Below are 14359 nucleotides of genomic sequence, written 5' to 3'. Positions count from 1 at the left end.
TCCTTAATTATAAGAATCTTCGTAACGTTTAGATAATTCATGTATATTTTCTGGCGGCCAATCTGGTACGTCCATACCAAATCTCAAACCAAATTTTGCAAGTATTTCCTTAATTTCATTTAGGGATTTTCTACCAAAATTTGGAGTTCTTAGCATATCAGCTTCAGTTCTTTTTACCAAATCACCTATATAAATTATATTATCATTTTTTAAACAATTTGCTGATCTAACTGATAATTCCAATTCATCAACTCGTTTAAGTAGATAAGGAGAAAATGGTAATGCATCTGTTTTAACTTGTTTATCTTCTTCTTGTTCTTCAAAAGAAATAAATAATTGCAGCTGTTCTTGCAAAATACGAGCAGCTAAGCCTACCGCCATTTCAGGTAATATATCACCATTAGTTTCAACAAACATAATTAACTTATCATAGTCAGTGACCTGACCTATCCTTGTATTTTCTACTTTATAAGTAACACTTTTTACAGGATTAAATAAAGCATCTATAGCTATTTCACCAATCGGTAAGTTATTATCCTCATTATTGTTTGTACTAAGTGTGTACCCCTTACCAACTTTGCAAGTTAATTCCATTTCAAATTGTTTATTCTTAGCTAAATTGCAAATTACATGATCAGGATTTAATATTTCTACGTCATGTCCAGCTTCAATCATACCAGCCGTTATAGCACCAGGTCCTGTTGCTTTTAATCTTATAACACGTTTTTCTGCAACGTGCATTTTGATTTCTATGCCTTTAACATTCAAAATTATCTCTGATATATCCTCTTTTACACCTGGTATAGAAGAAAATTCATGCTCTATTCCAGGAATTTTTATAGAGGTAACCGCTGCTCCTTGTAGAGAAGAAAGTAAAACTCTTCTCATAACATTACCTAGAGTCAAACCAAATCCCCTTTCTAAAGGCTCAACTATAATCTTAGATTTATTATTAGTCTCAGGGAAGCTCTCATAAGATACTTTATCTGTTTTTATTAAAGCGTTCCAGTTTTTACTTAACGATAACATTTAATACCTATGCTTCTTATACTCTTCTTCTTTTTGGTGCTTTTACTCCATTATGAGCAATTGATGATACATCTAAAATCGATGTAACTACAAAATTTTGGCCAAATAAAGCTCTCATTGCAGATTCACGCTGAGCACCAGGTCCTCCAATTCTAATAGAAATAGTTTTTAGACCGTATTCTTTTGCTTTTTCAGCTGCTTTATCAATTGTTATCTGAGCTGCATAAGGTGTAGCTTTTTTTGCTCCCTTAAACCCATTAGCTCCAGCTGATGCAGAAGATATTGCATTACCCTGAACATCAGTAAATGTTACAATAGTATTATTAAACGATGCTCTAATATGTACCACACCTAGTGTGATAGTTTTTTTCTTTTTTTTAGCTTTAACCGTCTGATTCATTATGTTTATACTCTACTTTAACTATTATTTTACAGCTTTTTTCTTTCTTGCTATTGCAACAGCTTTACCTTTTCTAGTTCTAGCATTAGAATGAGTATTCTGACCTCTCACAGGTAGCTTACGTATATGTCTAAGCCCTTGATAACTTCTAATATCTTTTTTCTTTTTAATATTAAACGTTACTTCTCTTCTTAAATCACCTTCAACTTTATATTCATTTTCGATAATATTACGTAAGCTTATTAGTTCTTGATCAGTAAGGTCTTTAACTTTCTTATCTTCTAATATTTTTGCTTTTTTACAAATTGTTTTTGCCATAGTAGTCCCAAGACCATAAATATAAGTCAAGCTTACTACTAAACGTTTATTATCGGGAATGTTAACATTCGCAATTCTTGCCACAAATATTCTCCAAAATTTTACTGGTAACTAGAAAATAATATAAAAATCTTTACTAAAGTCAATTTATTTTTAGTACTTTCTCTATATGATCTTCTATTTGCTCTTCATTTTTATTTCCATCAATCATATAAAAATCATCATTGTTTTTATAATGCTGTATTAATGGATAAGTTTCAGTTTTAAATATATTAATTCTTTCTTTTATTACTTCTTCATTATCATCTTTTCTATATTCAAATACGCTTGATTTACAAACATCACATATTTTATCAATCTTAGGCTTTAAAAAATAATCATTATATATTTTTCCGCAATTTTTACAACTATATCTGCCTAAAATTCTTTTAATTAGTAATTCATCTGAAACATTTAAATATATTACTTTTATTTTTTCTGTAACGAATGATTCAAAAAACTTAGCTTGTTCTAAATTACGCGGATACCCATCTAATATATAACCTTTTTTATAATCAGAAGATGATAAAAAGTTTTTAATTATCTGATTAACTATTTCATCAGGAATAAGCTTTCCTTGCTCAACATAACTATTAATTATCTCAGCATCCTTACTTGATGTTTTAATAATTGCTCTAAATATATCGCCAATTGCTATATGTGGTAAATGAATTTTTTCAGCTATTTTTTTTCCTTGAGTTCCTTTTCCAGCACCAGGAGGACCTAAAAAAATTATTATCACTTCCAACTCATTTTTAATTTTTTAATTTTACTTTTTTCATTAAACTTTCATATTTACTACTAAATAAGTAAGTTTGAATTTGAGTCAACGTATCAAGTACTACATTTACTACAATTAAAAAACTTGTACCACCTAAAGAAAGAGAAATAACATATTTATTCATTAATAATTCAGGTATTATACATATTATACTTAGATATATACCACCTACAACCGTAAGCCTAGTAAGTATATAATCAAAATATTCAGATGTATTTTTTCCTGGTCTTTTACCAGGAATATAAGCACCATATTTTCTTAAATTATTAGCAGTTTCTTCAGAATTAAATACTATTGCTGTATAAAAAAAGCTAAAAAACATTATTAATGCTACATACAATAATATATATATAGGCTTCCCGTGACCCAAATAATAAGTAAGCATATTCATTATTTCAGAATTACTACTTGAAAAATTAGCCAATGTAGCCGGAAATAATAAAATTGAACTAGCGAATATCGGAGGAATTACCCCAGAAGTATTTAACTTAAGTGGCATATATGTTGAATCACCACCATAAATTTTATTTCCTACTTGCCTTTTAGGATACTGAACTAATAATTTTCTTTGTGCTTTCTCAAAGAAAATTATTATAGATATTAATATAACTACTCCCACACAAACAGCAATTGCAACTAAAGGTGATAACGCACCTTTTCTTGATAGTTCAAACATACTAATAATAGCACTAGGCACACCAGAAATTATACCTATAAATATAATTAAAGATGTACCATTACCTATACCACGTTGTGTAATTTGTTCACCTAACCACATTAGTAGCATCGTACCTACCACTAAAGTAATTACTGTTGTAATTTTAAAGAAAAGCCCCGGTATAATTACTAGAGGTCCAGTATTTGTTACAATTGACTCTAAACTTACTGCAACACCGTAAGCTTGAAGTGAAGCAAGCAAGACTGTTAAATATCTAGATAATTGATTTATTTTCCTTTTACCCGCTTCTCCTTCTTTTTTCAAATTTTCTAAAGGCTTATATGCTACAGACATTAGCTGGATAATTATTGATGCTGTTATATATGGCATAATCGCTAAAGCAAAAATGGACATTCTGCCTAGTGAGCCGCCTGACAGCATATTAAACATACCAAGTATCCCTGACTGATTTTTTTCAGCAATACTACCTAAAGCAATAACATCTATACCTGCAATAGGTATAAACGAACCAAATCTGCATATTATAAGAACAAAAATAGTAAAAATAATACGATTAATTAAATCATTGCTAGATTTTTTAGAGAAATTTTGGTTCATAAATTATAATAATTTTCCGCCTGCTTTTTCAACTATTTCTTTAGCTTTAGAAGAATAAGAATCCAATTTAAACGATAAAGAATAATTGAAATCATCACTGCAAATAGATAACAATTTTACTAACTTTTTATTACTTTTATTAATTAAACCAATTTCTATTAATTTTTCCTTAGTAATAACATCATTAACATTTAAACGCTCTTCTGCTAGTGCTGCTTCAATATTATAAATATTAATAACATTATATTTTTTAGATGAGATACAATTAAAACCCCTCTTAGGCAGCCTCTTAATCATTGGAGTTTGACCACCTTCAAAACCTTTTATTGCAACACCTGCTCTAGATTTTTGACCTTTAACACCTCTTCCAGCAGTTTTTCCTTTTCCACTACCAATACCACGTGCTACTCTTTTTTTATTTTTTTTAGCACCTATATTATTATATAATTCATTTAATTTCATTGAAAAACTCTAATTATACATTTTCTATTTTTAATAAATGCTCCACTTTTTTGAGCATACCTTGAACTGAATCAGTATTTTTAAGAACAACAGATTTATTAATTTTATTTAAACCAAGCCCAATTAATGTTAATTTTTGATCATACTTACGACCTATACTGCTTTTAACTTGAGTAACTTTTACATCATTAATTAAATTTTTATTATTCATAGCGTATACATCTTACCTTAAAATATTATTCATTAACTTGGACATCAGAAGATTTTATAAAAATTTCATTCATTTTTTTATCTCTTCTTGCCGCAATAGATCTTGGGGACGAAAGTTTTTTTAATGCATCAAACGTTGCAGCTATCATTGTATAAACATTTGTTGACCCTATTGATTTAGCAACAATATCATGGACTCCTAAAGAATCAAAAATTGCTCTCATAGATCCCCCTGCTATAACGCCTGTACCTGCTTTAGCTCTTCTTAAAATCACTTTAGCTGCTCCACTTCTGCCTGTAACATCGTGATGAATTGTTCTATTTTGATATAAAGATACTTTCATCATTTTCTTTTTAGCAGCTTGTTTTGCTTTTTCTCTAGCGTCGTTTACTTCTTTTGCTTTGCCGTGACCTGCTCCAACTCTTCCAGCTTTATCACCAACTACTACATAAGCAGAAAAAGCAAATCTTCTACCACCTTTTACTACTTTTGTAACTCTATTTACATCAACTAAAACTTCACTTAAAGCTTCTTCGTTTTTTCTAACTTTAGACATATTTTAAACCTTAACCTAAAATCTTATTTTTTTTCTAGCAGAATCAGCAAGAGCCTTTACAACACCATGATACTTATATCCGCTTCTATCGAACACCACCTCTTCTACACCACAAGATATAGCTTTCTCAGCTATTAACTCACCTATTTTTGTAGCATTTTCAACATTACAATGAGATTTTTTTATTTTTTTAATTTTTTCGTCTAAAGTTGAAGCAGAAGCAATTGTTACCGATTTAGTATCATCAATGATCTGTGCATAAATATGTCTACCTGATTTAAATATTGACAATCTAGCTCTATTAGCTGTTTTAGCTATTTTATGTCTTATTTTACTTCTTCTCTTTTCAAATTTTAGCTTAGCACTACGCATATTTAACTCTTAAATTAATTTTTCTTACCTTCTTTACGTGGTATGAATTGATCTTCAAATTTAATTCCTTTTCCTTTATAAGGTTCAGGCGGTCTTTGTTTTATAATAATTGAAGCAAATTGACCTAATTTTTCCTTATCTGTACCTTCAAGAATAATTATATTTTGCTTAGGTACTTCAACTTTAATATGTGAAGGTATTTCAATTTTTGTATTATGACTTTTAGCAAGCATCAAATTTAAATACTTGCCTTTCATCATTGCTCTATACCCTACGCCATTAATTTCAAGCTTTAACTTAAAGCCTTCTTTAACTCCGGTCACCATATTTGATATTATACTTCTAGCTGTACCCCACATAGCACGTGCAGTTTTACTTGAAGATAATGGTTTTACTAGAAGCTTATTCTCTGCTAATGAAATTCCTATGCTACCTTTAAAGCTTTTTGATAACTCACCTTTAGGTCCTGATATTTTTACTTCTAAATCATTTAACCCGACTTTTATACCTTTAGGTATAATAATCGGTAACTTTCCAACGCGTGACATTTTTTTACCTTAAAATACTTTACAAATTACTTCACCACCAACATTTTTAATATGAGCTTCTCTATCGGACATAACACCATAAGGAGTAGATAGAATATATATTCCCATATTATTATAGTATCCTTTTAAGTCCTTAATTGCAGAATACACTCTTTTACCTGGCTTTGATACTCTATGAATCTCACGTATAGAAGCATCACCATTAGCAGAATATTTTAAGGTTACGTCAGTATAGCTAATATTATCTTTTGGAGTATTTGTATAATTTTTTATATAACCTTCTTTTTGTAGTACTTCTAAAATTGAAGTTTTAATTTTAGAACTAGGAAAAGAAACATTTATTAGTTTGCTTTTATAAGCATTTCTAATTCTAGTTAACATATCTGCTACATTATCTGTCATTGACATATTTATTCACCTATTATTTTTACCAACTTGACTTAATTATCCCTGGAACTAAACCTCTGCCACTTAATTCTCTGAGTTTATTTCTTGATATGCCAAATTTTCTTATAACCCCTCTTGGTCTACCTGTAAGCTCACATCTATTTCTAATTCTAGTGGCTGATGAATTTCTAGATAATTGTGCTAATGACATTACCAAAGAAAAACGCTCTTCTAATGAAATATTCTTATCGTAAATTTTATTTTTTAATTTCTCACGCTTATTATGTAAGCTTTGTGATAATTTTTTTCTTTTTTCATTCTTCTTTATAGAACTTACTTTTGCCATTATATACCTTAAACTTAATTATAAAAAGGTAAATTGAATCCTGATAACAAGGACTTACCTTCTTTATCTGTTTTAGCAGATGTAACGATTGTAATATCCATTCCTCTTATAGTATCAATTTTATCGTAATTAATCTCAGGAAAAACTATCTGTTCTTTTAGTCCAAAAGTAAAATTACCTTTACCATCAAAACTTTTGTAAGAAAAACCACGAAACTCTTTAACACGAGGTAATGCAACAATTACTAGCCTTTCTAAAAAATCATACATTCTATCTTTACGTAAAGTAACTTTGCAACCTATTTTCATACCATCACGTAACTTAAATGTTGCAATAGATTTTCTTGCTGAAGTTACAAAAGGTTTTTGACCAGAGATTAAAGTTAAATCATTTACCGCTTTATCAATCACTTTTGAATCAGCTATTGCTTCACCTACACCCATATTTATGACAATTTTTTCAATAGCTGGAATTTCATGTTTATTTTTATAAGAAAATTCCTTTTGTAAATTGCTAATAATTTCCTTTTGATATAGTTCTTTAAATCTTAACATTATTTGCCTTCCTTACCAATAATTTCTCCAGATTTTTTTGCTATTCTAACTTTAGAACCATCTTCTAAAAATTTAAAAGCTACCTTAGTAGGATTACCAGTTTTAGGATCAACATGTGCAACATTTGAAATATCTATAGGTAATTCCTTAGTTATTATGCCACCTTCGCTTACTTGGGTAGGTTTAGTATGTTTTTTAACTAAATTTATTCCTGAAACAACTATTTTATTTTTTTCGGGAAAAACCTTTAATATTTTTCCTTTTTTCCCTTTATATTTGCCAGTAATAACAATAACTTCATCACCTTTTTTTACTTTTAATTTTATCATTTATAACACTTCCTCTGCGAGCGACATAATTCTAACATATTTTTTTGCTCTAAGTTCTCTTGTCACAGGACCAAAAACCCTAGTACCTATAGGCTCATCTTGTTTGTTTAAAAGCACTAATGCGTTCTTATCAAACTTTATTGTACTACCATCAACTCTTACAACCCCTGTTTTTGTACGGACAATAACGCCTTTATAAACGTCACCTTTTTTAACTTTACCACCAGGTATAGCTTCCTTAATAGATACAACTATAACATCGCCTAGCTTTGCTACCATATGATGGGAGCCACCTAGAACTTTAATACACATAACTTTTTTGGCACCGGAGTTATCTGCCACTTCCAAAATGCTTTGCATTTGAATCATATATCACTTCCAATTTTATTCACGAAAGACAAAATAAACAATTTTCCTAATAAAGTCAAAGGATAAAACCTTTACTCTTCATTTATTACTACCCATGTTTTAGTTTTTGAAATAGGACGACTTTCAATTATATTAACTTTATCGCCTTCTTGAAACTTATTATTTGGATCATGAGCTGCGTATTTTTTAGATACTTTTATAAATTTTTTATAAATAGGATGTTTAAATCTTCTTTCTACTTTTACTGTAACTGTTTTATCAGTTTTTGAACTTATAACTACCCCTTGTAGGACTCTTTTAGGCATTTTAATTACTCTCCACTACTAGATCTTTTTGTTAATTCAGTTTTAATACGTGCTATAGACTTTTTAACTAATGAAAACCTACTAGTATTTTTTAATTCACCCAGAGTTTGCTGAAATCTTAAATTAAATAGTTCTTTTTTTAAAAGATTAAGATGCTTAAAAAGCTCTTCAATTGTTTTACTTGTCAATTCACTCTTTAATGATTTTAAATCATTCATAACGCCTCACTATCCTTGTTCTAACAGGTAATTTTGCACTTGCAAGCTCTAAAGCTTTAACTGCAACATCTTCCTCAACCCCTTCAATTTCAAACATAATTCTTCCAGGTGATACCCTTACTGCAAAAAATTCAGGATTTCCTTTACCTTTACCCATTCTTACTTCAGCAGGCTTTTTGGAAACTGGAAGATCAGGAAAGATTCGTATCCATAACCTTCCTTGACGTTTCATACATCTAGTAGCCGCTTTTCTTCCTGCTTCTATTTGTCTAGCAGTAACACGCCAACCATCTATAGATTTTAAACCAAATGAGCCAAAGGAAAGTGTTGTACCTGCTTTTGATTTTGAAACAACTCTACCTTTATGAGCTTTTCTAAATTTTTGTTTTTTTGGAGCTAACATTTTAATACTTAAACATTAATTATATCTTTTATTTTCGGTATATTCGCCTTTATAAATCCAAACTTTAACTCCTATAACCCCATAAGTAGTTATAGCTTCTGCAGTCGAATAATCAATATCGGCTCTTAAAGTATGCAACGGCATTCTCCCTTCTATATACCATTCTGTTCTAGCAATCTCAGCTCCACCAAGACGTCCTGAGCAACTAACTCTTATACCTTGTCCACCTTGTTTAAATGAAGCTTGAATTGCTGTCTTCATTGCTTTTCTAAAGGATACTCTTTTTTCAAGCTGTGATGCTATTGTCTGAGCTACTATAGCCGCATCTATATTAAACTTTCTAACATCATGAATATTTATATAAACTTCGCTTAAAGAAGTCATTTTTTCAATAGCTTTTTTTAGCTTATCAATTTCACTACCATTTTTACCGATAATTATATTCGGTTTTTTTGCATTAATATTGATAATAATACTTTTGTTAGAAGGGCGTTCAATTAAAATTCTGCTAACTTGAGCTTGAGTAAAACTTTTATTAACTAATTCTCTAATCTTTAAATCTTGTATAAAAAGAGTTTTATACTGCTTTTCTGCATAAAATACAGAATCCCAACCTTTAATTAAAGTTGGTCCAACCCTAAAACCATGTGCACAAACTTTCTGCCCCATCTTAATTATCCTCTTTTTCTGTAACAGTTATATAGAGATTACTAAAAAACTTATTTATTCTAGTAGCTCTTCCTTTTGCTCTTGGCATAACTCTTTTCATTACTAAAGCCTTGCCTACTGTTGCGTTAGTTATGACTAATCTGTCTATATCTAAACCTAGATTATTTTCAGCATTTGCTACAGCAGATTGCAGACAAGCTTTTACAACTTTTGAAATTCTTTTTGGCGAAAAAGTTAATTGCACTAATGCTTCAGAAACTTTCATGTTTCTAATGAAAGCTGCAACTAAGTTTAATTTCCTTGGACTAACTCTAATTGATTTAGCTTTTGCCGTGGCAAAATTTTTGTTTTCCTGTACCATATGATTTTATTTTCTTTTAACTTTTTTATCTGCCCCATGCCCATGAAATGTTCTAGTAGGAGAGAATTCCCCTAGTTTTCTACCAACCATTTCTTCATTTACAGAAACTGGAATAAATTTATTTCCATTGTGAACAGAAAACGTAAAACCAACAAAAATAGGCAAAATGGTTGATCTTCTAGACCAAGTTTTAATCATTTCTGACTTACCAGATTCCATTAATTTTTGAACTTTTTTTATTAAATAACCATCTACGAAAGGCCCTTTCCACACCGAACGTGCCATAATTAATACCTAATTAATTTAAAAATTTACTTTCTTTTCTTTATAATAAACTTAGAAGTACGCTTATTTTTACGCGTCTTTTTACCTTTCGTCGGGAATCCCCAAGGAGTAACTGGATGACGCCCACCAGAGGTTTTACCCTCACCACCACCATGTGGGTGATCTACAGGGTTCATTGCCACACCTCTTACATGAGGTCTCCAACCAAGCCATCTATTTCTACCAGCTTTACCTAAGTTAATATTTTTTTGATCAGGATTAGATACTGTACCTATCGTAGCCATACAATCTAAAGGTACTAATCTAAATTCACCTGACTTTAATTTAATTTGTGCATATCCTGAATCTTTACCTACTAAATCTACCGACGTACCTGCTGATCTTGCAATTTGACCACCTTTACCAACTTTCATTTCAACATTATGTAAAGTAGTACCGATAGGGATATATCTTAAAGGTAAACAGTTGCCAATTTTTATATCTGCATCTTTGCTTGATATTATCTTATCTCCTACTACTAATTTTTGTGGAGCTAGAATATAAGCATGCTCACCATCTTCATATTTAATTAAAGCAATAAAAGCAACTCTGTTAGGATCATATTCTATTCTTTCAACTATAGCAGAAATATCTAATTTATTTCTTTTAAAGTCAATAACACGATATAGTCTTTTATGACCTCCACCTCTTTGCCAAGAAGTTATTCTACCCTGATTATTTCTTCCACCCGTTTTAGATATCCCTTTAGTTAGAGCCTTAAAAGGTCTACCTTTCCATAAACTAGTTCTATCAACTTGAACTAACTCTCTCAAAGAAGGGGTAATTGGATTAAAACTTTTTAAAGCCATTTATTTAATTCCTCCAGCAAAATCAATATTATGATCTTTTTCTAATGTTACCACAGCTTTTTTTCTATCAACTTGACGCCCGATAACTCCCTTAAATCTCTTCTTTTTACCTTTGACATTTAAGATATTTACTTTTTTTACTTTTACTTTAAATATTTCTTCTATAGCTTTTTTAACGTCAAGCTTCTCAGCAAGTTTATCTACATAAAAAGTATATTTATTTTGTTCTGAAAGAAGTGTGGTTTTTTCTGTAATAACAGGTCTTCTAATTAAATCGTAATATTTATAAGAACTCATTTTAACCTCTCTTCTAAAACATTCACTGCTTCTTGTGATAATAATACATATTCATGTCTTATTATGTCATAGACATTTGCACCTATTTGCGGAACAATTACTGTATTATAAATATTTTGTGCTGCTAAAGAAAAATTAACATCCACTTCATTGCCATCTATTACAAAGAAGCTTTTACCTTGAAACTTATTTAATATATTAACAAGATTAGAGGTTTTAGGCGTTTCTAATTTTAAAGAATCTATGACTAGTAATTTTCCTTCAGAAAATTTTTCGGATAAAGCATGGATTAAACCAAGTTTTCGTACTTTTTTAGGTAATTTAGTTGCATGACTACGTACTACAGGACCATGAATTACACCACCTCCATGCATCTGTACAGATCTTAAAGAACCTTGTCTTGCATTCCCTGTACCTTTTTGCTTAAAAGGTTTTTTTGTAGTACCAGATACTTCTGATACAGTTTTAGTTTTATGTGTACCAGCCATTGCTTTAGCTCGTTGCCAATCAACAACTTGCTTTATTATATCATCCCTAATAAACTCTACAGCAAATATATCTTCGTTTAAACTAATCTCACCAACTTCTTCATTAGCAAGATTTAACATTTTAGTTTTCATTTTTTTTCAACCTATACAGTCTTATATAAAATCTTTTATACAAATAGTTTTTTTATGCAGTTATTGAAATCTTTTTTATTGCATCTTTTATTGAAATATATGAACCTTTATGTCCCGGTATACTTCCCTGAATCATAATAAGCCCTTGCTCTTTATCGATTGCAAATATTTTTAAATTTTGGATAGTAACTTGACTACACCCCATATGTCCAGCCATTTTTTTACCTTTAAAGACTTTTCCTGGATCTTGTCTTTGACCAGTAGAACCATGTGAACGATGCGATATTGAAACACCATGAGAAGCTTCAAGCCCTCTAAAATTATGTCTCTTCATACTACCAGCAAATCCTTTACCTATAGTAGTAGCTGTTACATCTATAAATTGTCCTGCTGTAAAATGATCTACTTCTAAACTTGCTGCTATATCAATAAAGTTATCTTCAGAGATTCTAAATTCTTTTAATTTAGTTTTAGGAGACACTTTAGCATTAGCAAAAACTTGTTTCATAGGCTTAGTTACTCTAGATATTTTTTTATCTTTTATCCCTATAACTAAAGCATTATAACCATGTTTTTCAGCAATTTTATGTCCTACTACTTGGCAATCATCAACTTTCACCAGTGTTAATGGAACTCTTTTTCCATTATTATTAAAAACACTAGTCATCCCAACTTTTTGAGCAATTATTCCAGTTCTCATTATTCCCCACTCTCTAATTCGATCACTACATCAACGCCTGCTGCTAAATCAACCTTGCTTAAGGCATCAACAACTGCTGAATTTGGATCATCTATAACCAATAATCTTTTTTGTGTTCTAATTTCATATTGCTCCCTTGATTTTATATGCACATGGGGAGATCTATTTACAGTAAATCTTTGAATTTTTCTAGGTAAAGGAATAGGACCACTAATATTAGCGAATGTCCTTTTAACAGCACTAACTATCTCTTTAGTAGCCTGATCGAGACTACGATGATCAAATGACTTTAAACGAATTTTGATTTTATTTTTCATTTAACAAACCTTAATTATAAACAGCAAGATGTTTTTACATCTTAAAACATAAATACCTATTATTAAAAAATAATAGGTATTTATAAAATAGACTAATTAATTACTTTAGAAACTACACCAGCACCTACTGTTCTACCACCTTCACGAATCGAGAATTTTAAACCTTGCAGCATAGCAATAGGAGAAATTAACTTAACTTTGAAAGTAGCATTATCACCAGGCATAACCATTTGTTTATCAGCCAGTAATTCTATTGTACCTGTAACGTCTGTTGTTCTAAAATAGAATTGTGGACGATAGTTATTGGTAAATGGAGTATGACGTCCACCTTCATCTTTACTAAGCACATATACTTCAGCTTCAAATTCATCGTGAGGTGTTATACTACCAGGTTTTGCAAGAACTTGTCCTCTTTGTACAGCTTCTCTATCTATACCACGTAATAATATACCAACATTATCCCCAGCCTCACCACTATCAAGAAGCTTTCTAAACATTTCAACACCGGTACATGTAGAAGTTTGAGTTGCTTTTATTCCAACTATTTCAACAGCTTCACCAACTTTAATTTTACCAGCTTCAATTCTACCTGTTACAACTGTTCCTCTTCCTGAAATAGAGAACACATCCTCGATAGGCATTAAGAAAGGCTTTTCAGTTTCTCTAGTAGGTTGTGGTATATAACTATCTACTGCATCCATTAATTCATGAATAGCTTTCTCACCTTCAGGCTTTCCTTCTAAAGCTTGAAGAGCAGAACCTCTAATTATTGGTATCTCATCACCAGGGAAATCATATTTTGATAATAATTCTCTTACTTCCATTTCCACTAATTCTAGTAGATCAGGATCATCAACCATATCAACTTTGTTTAAGAACACTACCATTTTAGGCACGCCCACTTGCTTTGCTAATAATATATGTTCTCTAGTTTGTGGCATTGGACCATCAGCAGCAGAAACAACTAATATAGCACCGTCCATTTGAGCAGCACCTGTGATCATGTTCTTTACATAGTCAGCATGTCCTGGGCAATCTACGTGTGCATAGTGTCTAGTTTTAGTTTCATATTCTACGTGAGCAGTTGATATTGTTATACCTCTTTCCTTTTCCTCAGGAGCGGCATCAATTTCATCATATTTTTTAACTTTGATATCTTTATTATCTTTTCCAAGCACCATTGTTATTGCTGCTGTCAAAGAAGTTTTCCCATGATCCACGTGACCGATAGTACCGATATTAACATGCGGTTTGGTTCTTTCAAACTTTGCTTTTGCCATATTTTTACTCTCTTACAATTTTTTAAGTTTAATACAAGTTAATTTAAAGTGCGTTTTTTGCTAAATTTATTTGTCACCA

At 30.7% G+C, this 14359-nt stretch carries 27 protein-coding genes; all 27 read right to left on the bottom strand.

Annotated elements, in window-relative coordinates:
* Positions 1 to 3: 3 nt before the first annotated feature.
* Positions 4 to 1029 carry a DNA-directed RNA polymerase subunit alpha gene (locus BA173_RS05825; protein WP_016948258.1) on the bottom strand — a complete coding sequence of 342 codons (1026 nt, stop codon included), beginning with the start codon at positions 1027 to 1029 and terminating at the stop codon, positions 4 to 6.
* Positions 1030 to 1045: 16 nt separating this feature from the next.
* Positions 1046 to 1429: a 30S ribosomal protein S11 gene (rpsK, locus tag BA173_RS05820; protein ID WP_011477698.1), complete on the bottom strand. Its 384-nt coding sequence runs from the start codon at positions 1427 to 1429 to the stop codon at positions 1046 to 1048.
* A 24-nt stretch (positions 1430 to 1453) separates the two neighbouring features.
* Positions 1454 to 1831, bottom strand: a complete 378-nt coding sequence (rpsM, locus tag BA173_RS05815) for a 30S ribosomal protein S13 (protein WP_016948259.1) — start codon at positions 1829 to 1831, stop codon at positions 1454 to 1456.
* Positions 1832 to 1889: 58 nt separating this feature from the next.
* Positions 1890 to 2528 carry an adenylate kinase gene (locus tag BA173_RS05810; protein WP_068041306.1) on the bottom strand — a complete coding sequence of 213 codons (639 nt, stop codon included), beginning with the start codon at positions 2526 to 2528 and terminating at the stop codon, positions 1890 to 1892.
* A gap of 13 nt (positions 2529 to 2541) precedes the next feature.
* A complete protein-coding gene (secY, locus tag BA173_RS05805) occupies positions 2542 to 3843 on the bottom strand; it encodes a preprotein translocase subunit SecY (RefSeq protein WP_016948261.1) in 1302 nt (433 codons plus the stop codon).
* 3 nt (positions 3844 to 3846) lie between these two features.
* Positions 3847 to 4305 (bottom strand): 50S ribosomal protein L15, encoded by a 459-nt coding sequence (rplO, locus tag BA173_RS05800; RefSeq protein WP_016948262.1) that lies wholly within the window; start codon positions 4303 to 4305, stop codon positions 3847 to 3849.
* Between the two features lie 13 nt (positions 4306 to 4318).
* Positions 4319 to 4516, bottom strand: coding sequence for a 50S ribosomal protein L30 (rpmD, locus tag BA173_RS05795; RefSeq protein WP_011477703.1), 198 nt, complete (start codon positions 4514 to 4516; stop codon positions 4319 to 4321).
* Between the two features lie 25 nt (positions 4517 to 4541).
* A complete protein-coding gene (gene rpsE / locus BA173_RS05790; RefSeq protein WP_016948263.1) occupies positions 4542 to 5072 on the bottom strand; it encodes a 30S ribosomal protein S5 in 531 nt (176 codons plus the stop codon).
* Between the two features lie 15 nt (positions 5073 to 5087).
* On the bottom strand, positions 5088 to 5444 hold the full coding sequence (gene rplR / locus BA173_RS05785) for a 50S ribosomal protein L18 (RefSeq protein ID WP_016948264.1): 357 nt from the start codon (positions 5442 to 5444) through the stop codon (positions 5088 to 5090).
* Between the two features lie 14 nt (positions 5445 to 5458).
* Positions 5459 to 5992, bottom strand: a complete 534-nt coding sequence (gene rplF / locus BA173_RS05780) for a 50S ribosomal protein L6 (protein WP_016948265.1) — start codon at positions 5990 to 5992, stop codon at positions 5459 to 5461.
* Positions 5993 to 6001: 9 nt separating this feature from the next.
* Positions 6002 to 6400 carry a 30S ribosomal protein S8 gene (rpsH, locus tag BA173_RS05775; RefSeq protein ID WP_016948266.1) on the bottom strand — a complete coding sequence of 133 codons (399 nt, stop codon included), beginning with the start codon at positions 6398 to 6400 and terminating at the stop codon, positions 6002 to 6004.
* Between the two features lie 19 nt (positions 6401 to 6419).
* Positions 6420 to 6725 carry a 30S ribosomal protein S14 gene (gene rpsN / locus BA173_RS05770; protein ID WP_011477708.1) on the bottom strand — a complete coding sequence of 102 codons (306 nt, stop codon included), beginning with the start codon at positions 6723 to 6725 and terminating at the stop codon, positions 6420 to 6422.
* A 14-nt stretch (positions 6726 to 6739) separates the two neighbouring features.
* A complete protein-coding gene (rplE, locus tag BA173_RS05765) occupies positions 6740 to 7279 on the bottom strand; it encodes a 50S ribosomal protein L5 (protein ID WP_016948267.1) in 540 nt (179 codons plus the stop codon).
* Positions 7279 to 7608 carry a 50S ribosomal protein L24 gene (rplX, locus tag BA173_RS05760; RefSeq protein ID WP_016948268.1) on the bottom strand — a complete coding sequence of 110 codons (330 nt, stop codon included), beginning with the start codon at positions 7606 to 7608 and terminating at the stop codon, positions 7279 to 7281. Before rplX ends, rplE begins: the two co-directional genes overlap by 1 nt.
* Positions 7609 to 7977 (bottom strand): 50S ribosomal protein L14, encoded by a 369-nt coding sequence (rplN, locus tag BA173_RS05755; RefSeq protein ID WP_016948269.1) that lies wholly within the window; start codon positions 7975 to 7977, stop codon positions 7609 to 7611. It lies immediately after the preceding gene.
* A gap of 71 nt (positions 7978 to 8048) precedes the next feature.
* The gene (gene rpsQ / locus BA173_RS05750) at positions 8049 to 8282 is read right to left on the bottom strand and encodes a 30S ribosomal protein S17 (protein WP_011477712.1); all 234 of its coding nucleotides are present in this window, start codon (positions 8280 to 8282) and stop codon (positions 8049 to 8051) included.
* 5 nt (positions 8283 to 8287) lie between these two features.
* Positions 8288 to 8500 (bottom strand): 50S ribosomal protein L29, encoded by a 213-nt coding sequence (gene rpmC, locus BA173_RS05745; protein WP_016948270.1) that lies wholly within the window; start codon positions 8498 to 8500, stop codon positions 8288 to 8290.
* Positions 8493 to 8903: a 50S ribosomal protein L16 gene (gene rplP, locus BA173_RS05740; protein WP_016948271.1), complete on the bottom strand. Its 411-nt coding sequence runs from the start codon at positions 8901 to 8903 to the stop codon at positions 8493 to 8495. Before rplP ends, rpmC begins: the two co-directional genes overlap by 8 nt.
* A 15-nt stretch (positions 8904 to 8918) precedes the next feature.
* A complete protein-coding gene (rpsC, locus tag BA173_RS05735; protein ID WP_016948272.1) occupies positions 8919 to 9572 on the bottom strand; it encodes a 30S ribosomal protein S3 in 654 nt (217 codons plus the stop codon).
* Between the two features lies 1 nt (position 9573).
* On the bottom strand, positions 9574 to 9933 hold the full coding sequence (rplV, locus tag BA173_RS05730) for a 50S ribosomal protein L22 (RefSeq protein WP_011477716.1): 360 nt from the start codon (positions 9931 to 9933) through the stop codon (positions 9574 to 9576).
* A 6-nt stretch (positions 9934 to 9939) separates the two neighbouring features.
* Entirely contained in the window at positions 9940 to 10218 is a 279-nt protein-coding gene (gene rpsS, locus BA173_RS05725) for a 30S ribosomal protein S19 (RefSeq protein WP_011477717.1), read from the bottom strand.
* 26 nt (positions 10219 to 10244) lie between these two features.
* Entirely contained in the window at positions 10245 to 11066 is an 822-nt protein-coding gene (rplB, locus tag BA173_RS05720; protein WP_016948273.1) for a 50S ribosomal protein L2, read from the bottom strand.
* A complete protein-coding gene (gene rplW, locus BA173_RS05715) occupies positions 11067 to 11363 on the bottom strand; it encodes a 50S ribosomal protein L23 (RefSeq protein WP_016948274.1) in 297 nt (98 codons plus the stop codon).
* Positions 11360 to 11983, bottom strand: coding sequence for a 50S ribosomal protein L4 (rplD, locus tag BA173_RS05710; RefSeq protein ID WP_016948275.1), 624 nt, complete (start codon positions 11981 to 11983; stop codon positions 11360 to 11362). The genes rplW and rplD overlap by 4 nt, the downstream gene beginning before the upstream one ends.
* Positions 11984 to 12035: 52 nt before the next feature.
* Positions 12036 to 12683, bottom strand: coding sequence for a 50S ribosomal protein L3 (gene rplC / locus BA173_RS05705; RefSeq protein ID WP_011477721.1), 648 nt, complete (start codon positions 12681 to 12683; stop codon positions 12036 to 12038).
* Positions 12683 to 13000: a 30S ribosomal protein S10 gene (gene rpsJ / locus BA173_RS05700; protein ID WP_016948276.1), complete on the bottom strand. Its 318-nt coding sequence runs from the start codon at positions 12998 to 13000 to the stop codon at positions 12683 to 12685. The genes rplC and rpsJ overlap by 1 nt, the downstream gene beginning before the upstream one ends.
* Positions 13001 to 13092: 92 nt before the next feature.
* Positions 13093 to 14280 (bottom strand): elongation factor Tu, encoded by a 1188-nt coding sequence (gene tuf / locus BA173_RS05695; RefSeq protein ID WP_016948277.1) that lies wholly within the window; start codon positions 14278 to 14280, stop codon positions 13093 to 13095.
* Positions 14281 to 14359: the final 79 nt, after the last annotated feature.

It is taken from the genome of Rickettsia sp. MEAM1 (Bemisia tabaci) (genome assembly GCF_002285905.1).
In the GTDB taxonomy this organism is placed as follows: domain Bacteria; phylum Pseudomonadota; class Alphaproteobacteria; order Rickettsiales; family Rickettsiaceae; genus Rickettsia.
The sequence above is the reverse complement of the archived record's forward strand: the minus strand, read 5'-3'. Positions and strand labels throughout refer to the sequence as shown.